The organism is Pseudooceanicola nanhaiensis (assembly GCF_020171315.1).
GTDB lineage: Bacteria > Pseudomonadota > Alphaproteobacteria > Rhodobacterales > Rhodobacteraceae > Pseudooceanicola > Pseudooceanicola nanhaiensis_A.
In genome coordinates, this window is the sequence record NZ_JAIUZP010000004.1 from 152,269 (window position 1) to 168,018 (window position 15,750).

14 protein-coding genes are annotated in these 15,750 nt (G+C 68.8%); 13 read left to right on the forward strand and 1 reads right to left on the reverse strand.

What is annotated here, in order from left to right:
* Position 1: 1 nt before the first annotated feature.
* Positions 2-316 (forward strand): hypothetical protein, encoded by a 315-nt coding sequence (locus LCM32_RS05675; RefSeq protein ID WP_224820095.1) that lies wholly within the window; start codon positions 2-4, stop codon positions 314-316.
* Between the two features lie 67 nt (positions 317-383).
* On the opposite strand, the gene LCM32_RS05680 is transcribed toward LCM32_RS05675, so the two are convergent.
* Complete coding sequence (locus LCM32_RS05680; RefSeq protein ID WP_224820096.1) at positions 384-1,301, reverse strand: LysR family transcriptional regulator; 918 nt, start codon at positions 1,299-1,301, stop codon at positions 384-386.
* 151 nt (positions 1,302-1,452) lie between these two features.
* Here LCM32_RS05680 and chvE point away from each other — a divergent pair, with 151 nt between their 5' ends.
* From chvE to LCM32_RS05740, 12 genes are all read left to right on the forward strand, one after another.
* A complete protein-coding gene (gene chvE / locus LCM32_RS05685) occupies positions 1,453-2,508 on the forward strand; it encodes a multiple monosaccharide ABC transporter substrate-binding protein (protein ID WP_318246179.1) in 1,056 nt (351 codons plus the stop codon).
* A 122-nt stretch (positions 2,509-2,630) separates the two neighbouring features.
* A complete protein-coding gene (gene mmsA, locus LCM32_RS05690; RefSeq protein ID WP_224820097.1) occupies positions 2,631-4,151 on the forward strand; it encodes a multiple monosaccharide ABC transporter ATP-binding protein in 1,521 nt (506 codons plus the stop codon).
* Between the two features lie 12 nt (positions 4,152-4,163).
* Positions 4,164-5,393: a multiple monosaccharide ABC transporter permease gene (mmsB, locus tag LCM32_RS05695; RefSeq protein ID WP_224820098.1), complete on the forward strand. Its 1,230-nt coding sequence runs from the start codon at positions 4,164-4,166 to the stop codon at positions 5,391-5,393.
* A 3-nt stretch (positions 5,394-5,396) separates the two neighbouring features.
* Positions 5,397-7,139, forward strand: a complete 1,743-nt coding sequence (gene araD / locus LCM32_RS05700) for an L-arabinonate dehydratase (protein WP_224820099.1) — start codon at positions 5,397-5,399, stop codon at positions 7,137-7,139.
* Entirely contained in the window at positions 7,139-8,062 is a 924-nt protein-coding gene (locus LCM32_RS05705; RefSeq protein ID WP_224820100.1) for a Gfo/Idh/MocA family protein, read from the forward strand. The genes araD and LCM32_RS05705 overlap by 1 nt, the downstream gene beginning before the upstream one ends.
* Positions 8,056-9,009 (forward strand): aldose epimerase family protein, encoded by a 954-nt coding sequence (locus tag LCM32_RS05710; protein WP_224820101.1) that lies wholly within the window; start codon positions 8,056-8,058, stop codon positions 9,007-9,009. The genes LCM32_RS05705 and LCM32_RS05710 overlap by 7 nt, the downstream gene beginning before the upstream one ends.
* A 10-nt stretch (positions 9,010-9,019) precedes the next feature.
* Positions 9,020-9,937, forward strand: a complete 918-nt coding sequence (locus tag LCM32_RS05715) for a dihydrodipicolinate synthase family protein (RefSeq protein ID WP_224820102.1) — start codon at positions 9,020-9,022, stop codon at positions 9,935-9,937.
* Between the two features lie 97 nt (positions 9,938-10,034).
* On the forward strand, positions 10,035-10,883 hold the full coding sequence (locus LCM32_RS05720; protein WP_412070667.1) for a 2-dehydro-3-deoxygalactonokinase: 849 nt from the start codon (positions 10,035-10,037) through the stop codon (positions 10,881-10,883).
* Positions 10,880-11,485 (forward strand): 2-dehydro-3-deoxy-6-phosphogalactonate aldolase, encoded by a 606-nt coding sequence (locus tag LCM32_RS05725; RefSeq protein WP_224820104.1) that lies wholly within the window; start codon positions 10,880-10,882, stop codon positions 11,483-11,485. The genes LCM32_RS05720 and LCM32_RS05725 overlap by 4 nt, the downstream gene beginning before the upstream one ends.
* A 177-nt stretch (positions 11,486-11,662) precedes the next feature.
* Positions 11,663-12,529: an SMP-30/gluconolactonase/LRE family protein gene (locus LCM32_RS05730; protein WP_224820105.1), complete on the forward strand. Its 867-nt coding sequence runs from the start codon at positions 11,663-11,665 to the stop codon at positions 12,527-12,529.
* 169 nt (positions 12,530-12,698) lie between these two features.
* A complete protein-coding gene (locus tag LCM32_RS05735; protein ID WP_224820106.1) occupies positions 12,699-13,850 on the forward strand; it encodes an HD domain-containing protein in 1,152 nt (383 codons plus the stop codon).
* A 48-nt stretch (positions 13,851-13,898) separates the two neighbouring features.
* On the forward strand, positions 13,899-15,602 hold the full coding sequence (locus LCM32_RS05740; protein WP_224820107.1) for a hypothetical protein: 1,704 nt from the start codon (positions 13,899-13,901) through the stop codon (positions 15,600-15,602).
* Positions 15,603-15,750 lie beyond the last annotated feature (148 nt).

The following is a 15,750-nucleotide window of genomic DNA, read 5'->3' on the forward strand; positions in this document are numbered from 1 at the left end:
CATGACGGTCGCAGAGGACCTTGCCGACGCGCTCGCACGGGACGTGCTCGCCTCCGCCCCCCATCTGGGCGACGAACACGACCTGATCCGCGAGATCGCCAAGGTCCTCGCCGCCTCCTCCACCACGACCGAGGAGGCCTTCATGACCGCGATCCGCGTGCGGATCGCCGAGCGGCGCGGTCGCGCGCTTCTCAACCAGCTGCGCGCCGAGAAGGGTCTGCCGCCGGTCGGAACCAGACCCGCCGGCAAACCGGCGACCAAGCCCGATCCCGCGCAGCCCGCCCGACGCCCGGCGCCGAAGCCGCCGCAGGGCTGATCCCCGTTTCTGCCAGTCTCTTTTCCCACCCGTCCCGTCTGGCGTGGCACCCTGCCCGCCCGCGCCGTCAGAGATGCGCAAAGACCCGGTCCAGCACGCTTTTCGCGGCGGGCGGGATCTGGCGGAACCGGTTCTGGATGATGAAGCAGGGCGAGACGAGGATCGGCTCGGCCAGCCGCAGCGCCGCCAGCCGCCCGCCGAGAGGCCCCTCTGCCAGCATCTGCGCCACTTCCTCGGTCTGGGGCGCGATGGCGTCGCTTTCGGCCAGCATCGCCAGTACCACGAGGAAGGACGAGGAATTCGTCACCCGCGCAGGCGTGCGCAATTCGCGTTCCAGGAACGCCGCCTCCACCGCCTGCCGGATCGGGGAGCCGACCTCCTGGATCACCCATTCGAAGCCCTGCAACTGCTCCAGCGCCACCTGCTCCCGCCCTGCCAACGGATGGTCGGGCCGCACCAGCAGCGAGACGACCTCGCTCCGCGCCGGGTAGAGCCGGAAATCGCGGCTGTCGTGTTCCGGCGGCAGGCGGGCGATGACGAAGTCGAAATTGCCATCCACCAGCCCGCGCACGAGCGTGGTGGAGGGCGCGACCTCGATCGTCATCTCGATATCCGGGGTGGTTGCCTTCACGTCACGCACGGCGGGCATCAGCAACCCCACCGCCGGGCCGGTCACCGCGCCGACGCGCACGCGCCCCACCTCGCCCGCGGAAATCCGGCGGCTCTCGGCCTCCAGGGCTGCGAACTGGTCGAGGATGATCGTCGCGTGGCGCACGCAGATCTCGCCCAGGGCCGTTGGCCGCATCCCCTTGGGATGTCTCTCGAAAAGCGGCCCGCCCGCGCGTTCCTCGACCTCGGCGAGGATGCGCGAGGCGGCGGGCTGGGACATGGCGCAGAGCTGGGCGGCGCGCTGCAACTGTCCCGTCTCCGCGATGCGGAGCAGCAGCGACAGGTGGGACGGGCGCAGGCGTTGGGCGAATTCCATGCCCACGCATAACACTTTCGATATGCAGTTGGCGAAAAAACTGAATTGAGGGATATGCGAAACCCCTGTTACCCCTGTGGCGGGTTCGGGAGGACCCGACAGGGAGACCCGGCGCCGGTGGAGGAACCCGGCGCACTTGAGGAGGAACATCATGACACTTTCGAAAGTCCTGGCCTCGGCCAGCGCTCTGGCCATGCTTGCCACCGCGGCCCTTGCAGACGGGACCGTGGGCATTGCCATGCCGACCAAATCGTCGGCCCGCTGGATCTCGGACGGCAACTCGATGGTCGAGCAGTTCGAGGCCGCCGGCTACGAGACCGACCTGCAATATGCAGAGGATGACATTCCCAACCAGCTGGCCCAGATCGAGAACATGATCACCAAGGGCGTGGACGTGCTGGTGATCGCGGCCATCGACGGCACCACGCTGTCGAACGCGCTGGAAAACGCCGCCGCCTCGGGCATCAAGGTCATCGCCTATGACCGCCTGATCCGCGACAGCGGCAACGTCGACTATTACGCCACCTTCGACAACTTCAAGGTCGGCGTGCAGCAGGCCTCGACGCTGGTGGACGGGCTGAAGGAGCGTTTCCCGGACCAGAAGCCGTGGAACGTGGAGCTCTTCGGCGGCTCGCCGGACGACAACAACGCCTACTTCTTCTACGACGGCGCCATGTCCGTGCTGCAGCCGATGATCGACGCGGGCGACATTGCGGTGGTCTCCGGCCAGATGGGCATGGACACCGTCGGCACCCTGCGGTGGGACGGCGCCGTGGCGCAGGCGCGGATGGATAACCTCCTCTCCGCGAACTACACCGACAAGGACGTGCACGGGGTGCTGTCGCCCTACGACGGGCTTTCCATCGGCATCCTGTCCTCGCTCAAGGGCGTGGGCTACGGCTCCGGCGACATGAAGATGCCCATCGTCACCGGGCAGGACGCCGAGGTGCCCTCGGTCAAGTCGATCCTCGCGGACGAGCAGTATTCGACGATCTTCAAGGACACCCGCTCGCTGGCCGGCGTCACCGTCAAGATGGTGGATGCCCTGCTCGACGGCGGTGAGCCCGAGATCAACGACACCTCGACCTACGACAACGGCGTGAAGGTCGTGCCCTCCTACCTGCTGGAGCCGCTGCCGGTCACCAAGGCGAATTGGGAAGAGCGCCTGATCGCGACCGGCTACTACACGATGGACCAAATCAAGTAACCGGACGAGGTCCTCCCGGTCTGTCCGGGCAGCGGCTTCGGCCCTGCCCGGGCAGGTCAGGACAAGCAGGCCAGAACGGGCAGACCAGGCAGAACAGGCCCACCCAAGGCGGAGGCTGTGTCATGACGGCACTTCTTGAGATGCGCGCGATCACCAAGACCTTTCCGGGGGTCAAGGCGCTGGACGGGGTCAACCTGACCGTCCGCAAGGGTGAAATCCACGCATTGGTCGGCGAGAATGGCGCCGGCAAATCCACCCTGATGAAGGTGCTTTCCGGGGTCTACCCGGCTGGCAGCTACGACGGGGAAATCCATTACGACGGCGCGCTCGCCGAATTCCGCGACATCGCGGACAGCGAGAAGCGCGGCATCATCATCATTCACCAGGAACTGGCCCTCGTGCCGCTGCTCTCGATCGCGGAGAACCTGTTTCTCGGCAACGAATGCGCGCAGAACGGCGTGATCCACTGGCCCGAGACCTTCCGCAAGACGGAAAGCCTGCTGCGCAAGGTCGGCCTGCGCGAGGCCCCCACCACGCTGGTGGACAAGCTGGGCGTGGGCAAGCAGCAGCTGGTCGAAATCGCCAAGGCGCTGTCCAAGGAGGTGCGGCTGCTGATCCTCGACGAGCCGACCGCCGCCCTGTCGGAAAGCGACAGCCAGGCCCTGCTGGACCTGCTGCTGGAGCTGAAGGACCAGGGCGTCACCAGCATCATCATCAGCCACAAGCTGAACGAGGTCCGCCGGGTCGCCGACACGGTCACCGTGATCCGCGATGGCGCGGCCGTGTCCACCATGGATGCCCGCAGCCAGCCGATCACCGAGGACGCCATCGTGCGCGACATGGTGGGCCGGGACATGGCGCATCGCTACCCCGAGCGGACCCGCCGCGCGGGCGAGATGCTGCTGGAGGTCGAGGACTGGAGCGTCTGGCACCCCGAGCACGTGGACCGGCAGGTCATCCGCTCGGCACGGTTCAACGTGCGCGCGGGCGAGGTCGTCGGCATCGCGGGGCTCATGGGCTCAGGCCGGACGGAGCTGGCGATGAGCCTCTTCGGCCAGTCCTACGGCAAGAACATCTCGGGCCGGGTGCGGATCAACGGCAAGGAGGTCGACGTGAGCCGGGTGGACCGCGCCATCGACGCGGGCCTCGCCTATGTCACCGAGGACCGCAAGAGCCTCGGCCTGATCCTCGAGGAGCCGATCCGGCGCAACATCACGCTGGCCAACCTCGAAGGCGTCTCCGCTGGCGGCGTGCTGAACGAGAACGAGGAGACCGAGGTCTCGGAACGCTACCGGCGCGCGATGAACATCCGCACCCCCAGCGTCTTCCAGAAGGTGATGAACCTCTCGGGCGGGAACCAGCAGAAGGTCGTCCTGTCCAAGTGGCTCTTTGCCGAGCCCGACATCCTGATCCTCGACGAGCCGACCCGCGGGATCGACGTGGGCGCGAAATTCGAGATTTACGGGATCATCAACGACCTCTCCTCTCAGGGGAAAGGCGTGCTGATGATCTCCTCCGAGATGCCCGAACTCTTGGGCATGTGTGACCGCATCTACGTGATGAACGAAGGCGCCCTCGTCGGGGAACTGACGGCCGAGGACGCCAGCCAGGAGCGCATCATGTCGCTCATCGTGACGGAATAAGGGGAAGAGGGCATGGCAATCGCGGAACCCACAGCCACCGAGACCAAGGGCGTCGGGGAATACCTCCTCGCCCACATGCGCGAATACGGGCTGCTCTTCGCCCTGATCGCGATCATGGTATTCTTCCAGATCGTGACCGGCGGCACGCTGCTGCGTCCGGTGAACATCACCAACCTGCTGCTGCAGAACAGCTATATCATCATCATGGCGCTCGGGATGCTGATCGTCATCGTCTCGGGCAACATCGACCTGAGCGTCGGCTCCGTCATGGGGTTCATCGGGGCGCTTGCCGCCGTGATGATCGTCGAGATGGATGTGCCCTACCTTGCGGCCATCGCCATCTGCCTTGTGGTGGGCGGGGTGATCGGGGCCGCGCAGGGCTACTGGGTGGCCTACTGGAAGATCCCCTCCTTCATCGTGACGCTGGCGGGGATGCTGGTGTTCCGCGGGCTGTCGCTCTGGCTGCTCGAAGGGCAGTCGGTGGGCCCCTTCCCGCGCGAGTTCCAGACCATCGCCAACGGCTTCGTGCCCGATATCTTCCCGGCCTCCATCGGCCAGGCCCTCGCCCCGGTCTTCGACGCGCGGCAGGTGAACGTGCTGGCGCTCGGCACCGGGATCGTGGCCGCCGCGGCGGTGATCTGGTCCGGGATGCGCAAACGTGCCCGCAACCGCGCCTATGGCATCGTGGACGAGCCCCGGGGCTTCTTCATCGCCCGCAACGCCATCATCGGCGCGGCGCTGATCTTCATCATGTTCAAGCTCTCCACCTTCCGGGGGATGCCGAACGTGCTGATCACCATGGGCGTGCTGACGATCATCTATGCCTTCCTCACCGAACGCACGGTGCTGGGGCGGCGGATCTACGCGCTCGGCGGGAACCAGAAGGCGGCCAAGCTCTCGGGCATCAAGACCGAGCGGCTGACCTTCCTCGCCTTCGTCAACATGGGCATCCTCGCCGCCGCCGCGGGCCTCGTCTTCGCCGCCCGCCTGAACACTGCCACCCCCAAGGCCGGCTTTGCGCTGGAACTGGACGTGATCGCCGCCGTCTTCATCGGCGGGGCCTCGATGTCGGGCGGCGTGGGCAAGATCGTGGGGGCCGTCGTGGGCGCCTTCCTGATGGGGCTGCTGAACAACGGCATGTCCATCATGGGGATCGGCATCGACTACCAGCAGATGATCAAGGGTCTCGTGCTGCTCGCTGCCGTGATCTTCGATGTCTACAACAAGAGCAAGCAGGGCTGAGCCATGACCTTCACTCCCGCCCCCTGGCCGCGCCGCCTGCGGTCGCAGGAATGGTACGCCGGAACCGGCCGCGACACGATCTATCACCGCGGCTGGATGAAGAACCAGGGCTACCCGCATGACCTGTTCGACGGGCGCCCGATCATCGGCATCCTGAACACCTGGTCCGACCTGACGCCCTGCAACGGGCACCTGCGCGAGCTGGCCGAGAAGGTGAAGGCCGGCATCTGGGAGGCCGGCGGCTTCCCGGTCGAGGTGCCGGTCTTCTCCGCCTCCGAGAACACCTTCCGCCCCACGGCGATGATGTTCCGCAACCTCGCGGCCCTCTCGATCGAGGAACAGATGCGCGGCCAGCCGATCGACGGCGCCGTGCTGCTGGTGGGCTGCGACAAGACCACGCCCTCGCTGCTGATGGCGGCGGCCTCGACCGACCTGCCCTCGATCGTCGTCACCGGCGGGCCGATGCTGAACGGCTACTTCCGCGGCGAGCGTGTCGGCTCCGGCACCCACCTGTGGAAGTTCTCGGAGGCCGTGAAGGCGGGCGAGATGACGCAGGAGGAATTCCTCGAGGCCGAGGAAAGCATGAGCCGCTCGTCGGGCACCTGCAACACGATGGGCACCGCCAGCACCATGGCCTCCATGGCCGAGGCGCTCGGCATGGCGCTGTCGGGCAATGCCGCGATCCCGGCGGTGGACAGCCGCCGCCGCGTGATGGCGCAGCTTTCCGGACGGCGCATCGTGCAGATGGTCAAGGACGACCTGAAGCCCTCGGACATCCTGACCAAGCAGGCCTTCGAGAACGCGATCCGCTGCAACGGGGCCATCGGCGGCTCCACCAACGCGGTGATCCACATGCTGGCCATCGCGGGGCGCGTCGGCGTCGACCTGACGCTGGATGACTGGGACCGCTGCGGCCGCGACGTGGCCACGATCGTGAACCTGATGCCCTCGGGCAAGTACCTGATGGAGGAGTTCTTCTATGCCGGGGGCCTGCCGGTCGTGCTGCAACGCCTTGGCGAAGGCGGACAGCTGCACCGCGACGCGCTGACCGTCTCGGGGGCGACGATCTGGGACGAGGTCAAGGACGTCCGCAACTGGAACGAGGATGTCATCCTGCCGCTGGAGAAGGCGCTGACCCGACAGGGCGGCATTGCCGTGCTGCGCGGCAACCTCGCGCCCGACGGGGCGGTGCTGAAACCCTCCGCCGCCTCCCCCCACCTGCTGCAGCACCGGGGCCGCGCCGTCGTCTTCGAGGACATCGACGACTACAAGGCGCAGATCAACGACGAGGCGCTGGAGATCGACGAGACCTGCATCATGGTGCTCAAGAACTGCGGGCCCAAGGGCTATCCCGGCATGGCCGAGGTGGGCAACATGGGGCTGCCGCCCAAGGTGCTGCGCAAGGGGATCACCGACATGGTGCGGATCTCGGACGCGCGGATGTCCGGCACCGCCTATGGCACCGTCGTGCTGCACACCGCCCCCGAGGCGGCCGCCGGCGGCCCGCTGGCCGTGGTGCGCACCGGTGACATGATCGAGATCGACGTGTCTGCCCGGCGGCTGCACCTCGACATTCCCGATGCGGAACTGGCCGCGCGGCTGGCCGCATGGCGGCCCTCCCACGAGCAGCCCGAAAGTGGCTACGCCTGGCTGCACCAGGCCCATGTGCAGGGCGCGGACACCGGCGCGGATCTGGACTTCCTCAAGGGCTGCCGCGGGGCGCCCGTCGGAAAGGACAGCCATTGATGGAGATCGCACTCGTCGGCATCGGAAAGATCGCGGTGGACCAGCACGTCCCCGCCATCGCCGCCAGCCCCGACTGGGAGCTGACCGCCACCGTCTCGCGCCACGGCACCGTGCCCGGCGTCACCGCCTACGACGATTTCGACCAGATGCTGGCGGAGCGTTCGGAGGTGCGCGTCGTTTCGCTCTGCCTGCCGCCGGTGCCGCGCTTCGACTATGCCCGCCGGGCCATCGCCGCGGGCCGCCACGTGATGCTGGAGAAACCGCCCGGCGCCACGCTCTCGGAATGTCATGCGCTGGAGGCGCTTGCCCGCAGGCACCGGGTCTCGATCTATGCCACATGGCACTCGCGGCAGGCCGACAAGGTGCCCGCCGCCAAGGCCTGGCTACAGGACAAGCGGCTGGAGCGGCTGACGATCACTTGGCGCGAGGACGTGCGCCAGTGGCACCCCGGGCAGGACTGGGTCTTCGAGGCCGGGGGCCTCGGCGTCTTCGATCCGGGGATCAACGCGCTTTCCATCCTGACCGAGATCCTGCCCGATCCCGTCCATCTGACCGGGGCCGAGCTGCACTTCCCCGAGAACCGCGAGACGCCCATTGCCGCCACCTGCCGCTTCCACCACCCGCAGGGGGCGGAGGTGACGATGGACCTCGACTGGCTGGAACCCGGCGCGCCGACATGGAGCATCGAGGCGGTGACCGACGCGGGCGTCCTGCTGCTGGAACAGGGCGGCGGCGCGCTCTCCATCGACGGGGTTGCGCAGGAAGCCCTGCCCGGGCTCAGCGGCGAATACCCCCGCCTCTACGACCAGATGGCCCGGCTGGTGAAGACCGGCGGCAGCGAGATGGATCTCTCCCCCCTGCGCCACGTGGCCGATGCCTTCCTGCTGGGCCGCCGTGTGACGGCCCCCGCCTTCGCATGGTGATCCCCCGGCCCCATATCGCGCCCTTCGGCATGGCCCCAGACGGCACGGCGGTGGAGGCGATCACCCTCGCCCGCGCGGGGACCACCGTTCAGGTGATGACATGGGGTGCCAGCCTGCTCGACTACCGGATCGAGGGCGTGGACGTCTCGCTGATCCTCGGCACCGCGCGGTTCGAGGATTACCTTGGCCCGCTGAACCACTACGGCGCCATCGTCGGGCCGGTGGCGAACCGCATTGCCGGCGGGCAGATGCCCGTCGCGGGCCGCCTGCTTTCGCTGGACCGCAACGAGGCCGGGCGCACCACGCTGCACGGCGGGTCTGCCGCCCTCGACGCCCGCAACTGGCGGATCAGCGCGGCGGAAGAGGACAGCGTCACCCTCGCCCTCACCCATCCCGACGGATGCGGCGGCTTCCCCGGTCCGGTGGAGATCACCGCGCGCTATAGCCTCGACGCCAGCGGTGCCCTGATCCTCGACATCACCGCCGAGACCGCGCGGGAGACCTGCTTTGCCCCCGCCTTCCACGGCTACTGGACGCTTGACGGCCGCGCCGACCTCTCGGGGCACCGGCTGACCGTCGCGGCAGAGAGCTACCTGCCGGTGGATGCAGACAAGATCCCGACGGGCGGCCCTGCCCCCGTCGCAGGCACCGTCTTCGATCACCGGCAGCCGCGCCCGCCCGCCGCCACGCTCGATCACAATTTCTGCCTGCGTCCCGCGCGTGGCCCCCTCGCACCGGCCTGCCTGCTCGAAACCGAGCGGCTGCGCCTCGCGGTCGAGACCACCGAACCGGGGCTTCAGGTCTACACCGGCCAGCAGCGCGGCATCGCGCTGGAGCCGCAGGTCTGGCCCGACAGCCCGAACCGCCCCGATTTCCCCTCTGCCGGGCTGCGCCCCGGCGAGACCTATCGCCAGACGTCGCGCTTTGCCGTGACGCACAAGACCTGAAGAGGCCCAGATGACCCAACCGCTCACCGGAATCCTGCCCGTCGCCCCCACGCCGTTCCACGCCGATGGCGGCCTCGACCCCGAGGGGATGCGCCGCGTCCTCGACTGCATGATCGACCAGGGCGTCGACGCGATCTGCATCCTTGCCAATTATTCCGAACAGTTCCTGCTCTCGGACGAGGAGCGCGCCCTGCTGACCCGGGTCTGCCTTGAGCATGTCGCGGGCCGGGTGCCGGTGATCGTCACGATCAGCCATTTCTCGACCCGGATCGTCGTGGCCCGCGCCAAGGAGGCACAGGCGCTCGGCGCGTCGATGCTGATGATGATGCCACCCTATCACGGCGTCGGCCTCGTCCCCGCCGAGGCAGGCATCTTCGAGCATTTCGCCGCCGTCTCCGAGGCGATCGACATCCCGATCATGGTGCAGGACGCGCCGCTCTCCGGGGTGTCCCTTCCCGTGCCGCTTCTGGTGCGCATGGCGCGCGAGATCGAACATGTCTCCTACTTCAAGATAGAAACCCCCTTCGCCGCCGACAAGCTGGCCGCGCTGATCGAGGCGGGCGGCCCCGACATCGTCGGCCCCTTCGACGGCGAGGAGGCGGTGACCCTGCTGGCGGATCTCGACGCGGGCTGTACGGGCACGATGACCTCGGCGCTGCAGCCCGAGAAGATCCGCCCCATCGTGACCGAATACCGCGCGGGCAACACCGCCGCCGCGCTGGAGCAGTGGAAGCTCTGCCTGCCGCTGATCAACCACGAGAACCGCCAATGCGGCCTGCGCGCCGCCAAGACGGTGATGATGGCGGGCGGCGTGATCGGCTCGGACCATGTGCGCCACCCGCTCAAGCCGATGTCGGAGCGGACCAAGGCCCGCCTGCTTTCGCTGAGCGAAGAGTTGGACCTGATCGCGCTCCGCTGGGGCAAGTGAGGGGCGCATGACCGTCTCGGAGAGGCAGGGTTTGGAAAAACAGGCCATCGACTGGATCGCCGCCGACTGGGGCACCACCAACCTGCGGGTCTGGGCCATGGGGCCCGACGGCGCGGTGCTGGAGTCGCGCCGCTCCGACCGGGGGATGGGCGGGCTTGCGCCGGAGGCATTCGAGGGCGCCCTGCTGGCGCTTGCGGGCGACTGGATCGGCCCCGAGGGCGCCGAGGTGCTGATCTGCGGCATGGCCGGTGCGCGCGGGGGCTGGGCCGAGGCAGGCTATGCCGCCGTGCCCTGCGCACCCGCCCCGGCCGAGGCGACGCCCGCCCCCACCCACGACGCAAGGCTGCGGGTGCGCATCCTGCCCGGCCTCTCGCAATCCTCACCCCCCGACGTGATGCGCGGCGAGGAGACGCAGATCGCGGGCCTTCTGGCCGCAGAGCCCGATTTCGACGGCGCGCTCTGCCTGCCCGGCACCCATACCAAGTGGGTCCGCCTCTCGCGCGGACAGGTCACCGGCTTTCGCACCTTCCTGACCGGCGAGCTTTTCGCCCTGCTGTCCACACAGTCGATCCTGCGCCTCAGCCTCGATGACCAGTGGGACGCCCCCGCCTTCAACGCCGCCGTGGCCGAGGCGCTTGCCACCCCCGAAAGCGTCAGCGCCGCCCTCTTCGCGATCCGGGCCGAAGCGCTGCTGGCCACGCCCGCCCCGGGTGCGGCCCGCGCCCGGCTCTCCGGCCTGCTCACCGGCCTCGAACTGGCGGGCGCGCGTCCCTTCTGGGAGGCGGGCCGCGTCGCCCTCGTCGGCAGTGGCGCGCAGCAGGCGCAATATGCGCCGCTCACCGCTCAGGGCGTCACCCTCACCCGGCACGATGCCGAGACCGTCACACTGGCCGGGCTGCGCCTTGCGCGCGCGGGCCTGCCCCCGATCGGCGGAGAGACCCCATGACCCGACCCATCATCGCCATCCTGCGCGGCCTCACGCCCGAGGCCGCCGTCCCCGTGGCCGAGGCGCTGATCGAGGCGGGCGTGACCCTGATCGAGGTGCCGCTGAATTCGCCCGATCCGCTGACCTCAATCGCCCGCATGGCCGGGGCATGTGGTGACCGCGCGCAGATCGGTGCGGGCACCGTGCTGACGCCCGCGCAGGTGGCGCAGGTGGCGCAGGCCGGCGGGCGGCTCATCGTCTCGCCCAACATGAACCCGGCGGTGATCGGCGAGACGAAGCGCCTTGGCCTCGCCTCATACCCCGGTGTGCTGACCCCGACGGAAGCCTTCGCGGCCCTCGCCGCCGGGGCCGATGCGCTGAAGCTCTTCCCCGGAGAGATCGCGGGCCCCTCGGGGCTGAAGGCCCTGCGTGCCGTGCTCCCGCGCGAGGCCGGGGTCTGGGCCGTGGGCGGCGTGTCCGAGGCCAATTTGCCCGAATGGTTCGCCGCGGGCGCCGCGGGGGTCGGCATCGGCTCCGCGCTCTTCGCGCCGGGCGACAGCGCCGCGACCGTCGCCGCCAAGGCCGCCCGCCTCGTGGCGCGCTACGACGGGATGGCGGGATGAGACGGCACCACGGCAAAGGCGCCACGATACTGCCTTGCGCCGCTCCCATCCCCCGCCCGGCCCCGACCCAGGGTTTTCCCTTGCCGTGCCGCGCCACCAGCCCATGATCCCACCCATGATCCCAACGGCCGACCCAGCCGACAGCGGGTCACCCCGTTGCCCCGGAGACCGCCCAGAATGACACCCCAGACGACCGCTGACGCCACGCTCTACGACGCCCGCCCCTGCCATCTTGGCGAAGGAGCGCTCTGGCATCCGGAGCGCGAACAGCTCTTCTGGTTCGACATCCTAGGCCACCGGCTGCTCTCGCGCGAGGGCGACAGGCCGCTGGACTGGGACCTTGGCGAATGCGCCTCTGCCGCCGGGTGGATCGACCGGGACCACCTGCTGATCGCCACTGAAACCGGGCTCTGGCGCTTGGCCCTTGCGACCGGCGACAAAAGCCTGCTCTGCCCGCTGGAGGCTGATATCCCCGCCACCCGCTCCAACGACGGGCGCGCCGATCCGCAGGGCGGTTTCTGGATCGGGACCATGGGCAAGGCGGCGGAACCCGGGCTTGGCGCGATCTATCGCTACCACGGGGGGGAGCTGCGCCGCCTCTACCCCGGGATCACGATCCCGAACGCGATCTGCTTCGCTCCTGACGGGCGCAGCGCCTATTTCACGGATACCGGCGTGGGCCGGATCTTCCGCGTGCCGCTCGACGCCGAGGGCTGGCCCGCAGGCGATCCCGTGCTTTTCGTCGACGTGGCAGCAGCGGGCGCCAGCCCCGACGGCGCCGTCACCGATGCCGAGGGCGCGGTCTGGAACGCGCAATGGGGCAGCGCGCGGGTGGTCCGCTACCTGCCCGACGGCACGCCGGACCGGATCGTGCCGCTGGCGGGGCGCCATGCCTCCTGCCCGGCCTTCGGCGGACCCGGCCTGCGGACGCTCTTCGTCACCTCCGCCCGCGAGGGGATCGCGGCGCCCGACGCGGCGCAGGGCTGCACCTATGCGCTGACGCAGGAGATCGCCGGGCGGCCCGAGCCCCGCGTGCGCCTCTAACCCCGCAAGACGCCCTCGCACGAATGCCCCGTTGCTTGCCCTCCCGGCGCTGCGGGTCTAGGGTCCGCCTGCCCGCCCCACGGCCCTCCTCTCGGCCCGGCCCGCGGCCTCACCCGAGGCCCAACCCAAGGCCCAGCCACGGGACGACCAGCAGACAAGAGACCCCCGGATGACCCCAGACCTCCGCACCCGGCTCGACGCGCAGATGGCCTTCCTGCAGGAATGCGACCGCCTCAAGTCCGTCGACCGCGCCTCGACCCTCACCGACCAGTCGCGGCAGGAAAACTCCGCCGAACACTCGTGGCAGGCAGCCCTTGCCGCGATGATCTGGCTCGAAGACCTCGCACCCGAGCGCCTGTCGCGGGTCATCGCCATGCTCCTGCTGCACGACATCGTCGAGATCGACGCGGGCGATCAGCCCATCGACCTGCCCCATGACGCCGTAGCCCTTGCCGCCGCCGAAGCCGCCGCAGCAGACCGCCTCTTTGCCCTGCTGCCCGCCGATCAGGGCGCCGCGCTGCGGGCGCTCTGGGAGGAGTTCGAGGCCTGCGAGAGCGCCGATGCCCGCCTTGCCAAGAGCGTCGATTTCGCCGTGCCGATTCTGCAGACATGGGCCGCCAGCCCGCGCCGCGCCGATCACGAGGCCGTCTGCCGCGAGAACCTCTCGACCGGCCGCGCCCGGCTGATCGGCGAGACCCTGCCCGATCTCTTCGCCTGCCTCGCCGCCGAAGGCACCGCCAATGGCCCCATCGCCCGGCAATACACCTTCCTCGCCGAGGTGGACCGGCTCAAGTCCGTCTACCGCGCCACCACGCTCGGAGACGGCTCCCGCCGGGAAAATTCGGCAGAACATTCGTGGCACCTCGCGCTCTATGCCCTCGTGCTGGGGGAACATGCCGGGCCCGGTGTCGATCCCGCCCGGGTGGTGCAGATGCTGCTGATCCACGACATCATCGAGATCGACGCAGGCGATGCGCCGATCTTCGGCACCCATGACGTGGCCGCCAAGGAGGCAGAGGAGGCCGAGGCCGCCGACCGGCTCTTCGGCCTGCTGCCCGGGGATCAGGCGGGCCGCACCCGCGCGCTCTGGGGCGAGTTCGAAACCAACGAGACCCCCGACGCCCGCTTTGCCAAATCGGTCGACCGGTTCCAGCCGCCGAACCAGAACCTCGCCTCCGGCGGGGGCAGCTGGGTCGAATACAGCGTCGATTACGCCACTTTCGAGGCCCGCGTCGGCGCGAAAATCGCCCATGGCGCCCCACAGCTCTTCGACTGGATCGCGCCGCAGGTGCGGGCCTTCATGGCGACACTGGTCCGCTGATCCCGCGGGCGCTAGGCTGGCCGCGCGAGATGCACAGGAGCCAGCCCCATGGACGATTACTACGACCTCGGCGCCCACGGGATGCCCGTCACCACCGACAGCCCGCTGGCGCAGCTCTGGTTCGACCGGGGGCTGAACTGGGTCTACGGCTATAACCACGTCGAGGCGGTCGCCTGTTTCCACAAGGCGCTGGAGGCCGATCCCGCCTGCGCCATGGCATGGTGGGGCGTCGCCTATGCCAGCGGGCCGAACTACAACCTGCCGTGGATCAAGCTCGACCCCGTCAGCCGGGCCAAGGCGCTCGCCGTCTCCTATGACGCCTCGCAGGAAGCCCTCGCCCGGCTGGAGGGCGTCACGCAGGCCGAGGCGGACCTGATCCGCGCCCTCTCCGCCCGCTATCCGCAGCGCGACCCGATCGAAGATTTGCAGCCCTGGGTCGATGACTTTGCCGCGGCCATGCGGGCCGTCAGCGCCGCCCACCCCGATCACAAGGACCTTCGCACGATCTTTGCCGAGGCGCTGCTGAACCGCACCCCCTGGGCCATGTGGCAGCAGGCCGAACGCCGCCCCAATCCGCTGGCCGATACGCTGGAATGCCAATCCGTGCTGGAGGCCGGAATGGCCCAGCCCGGCGGCATGGCGCACCCCGGGCTGCTGCACCTCTACGTCCACCTGATGGAGATGTCGCCCACCCCCGAGAAGGCCCTGAAGGCCGGCGACGTGCTGCGCCACCTCGTGCCGGACGCGGGCCACCTCGTCCACATGCCCACCCATATCGACGTGCAATGCGGCGCCTATCATGATGCGCTCTTCTGGAACCAGCGCGCCATCGCCGCCGACCTGAGGTATTTCGACCGCGAAGGCGGGATGAACTACTACACCGGCTACCGGATGCACGATTATCACTTCGCGATCTACGGCGCGCTCTTCCTCGGCCAGATGCAGCCCGCGCTGGAGGCGCTGCGCGGCATGGAGGCCACCTTCCCGCCCGAGCTTCTGCTGATGGAAAGCCCACCCATGGCCGAATATTTCGAGGCCTATCTCGCCATGGAGCCCCATGTGCTGATCCGCTTCGGCCAGTGGCGCGAGCTGATCGCCATGGCGCCCCCCGCCGATCCTGCCCTGCGCGCCACGCTCCACGTCACGCTGCTATATGGCAAGGCGCTCGCCCATGCGGCCCTTGGCGAGGTCGAGGCGGCACTTGCGGGCGAGGAGGCGTTCCTCGCGGCCCTTGGAGAAATGCCGCTGCGCCGCCTGCACAACAACCTCGTCAGCGACCTGATGCAGATCGCGCGAGAGATGCTGCGGGGCGAGATCCTCTATCGTCAGCAGGCGTACACCGCCGCCTTCGCCCACCTGCGTGAGGCCGTCCGGCTGGATGACACGCTGCCCTATGACGAGCCCTGGGGCTGGATGCAGCCCGCCCGCCATGCCCTTGGCGCGCTGCTCTACGAACAGGGCCACGTGGCGGAGGCGGAGGCCGTCTACCGCGAGGACCTCGGCCTTGCAGGCGACCTGCCCCGCGGCTCGATCCACCCGGATAACGTCTGGTCCCTCAAGGGGTTGCACGACTGTCTTGAAGCACGCGGGGAGCAGGTCGAGCGTCGGTTGATCCGGCAGAAACTGGACTTTGCGCTTGCCCGTGCCGACGCCGGTGTAGCGGCCTCCTGCGCCTGTGCGCAATCGGCGATGCTGGCCAGCGGGCAGATCAAGGGCCCAAGCTGTTGTGCCGCGCAGCCGGCCGGGGAGTGAGTATTTTTGGAAAGATGAAAGCCCGCGCGTGGTCTGGCGGGGCGCGCGCTAGTATCTGACATATGTCAGATACTGTCTTGACCGGCGGTGGTTTCCTGACATATGTCAGCGAAAAACCCCTGACAAAGGTCAGACAGATGCCTCTCTC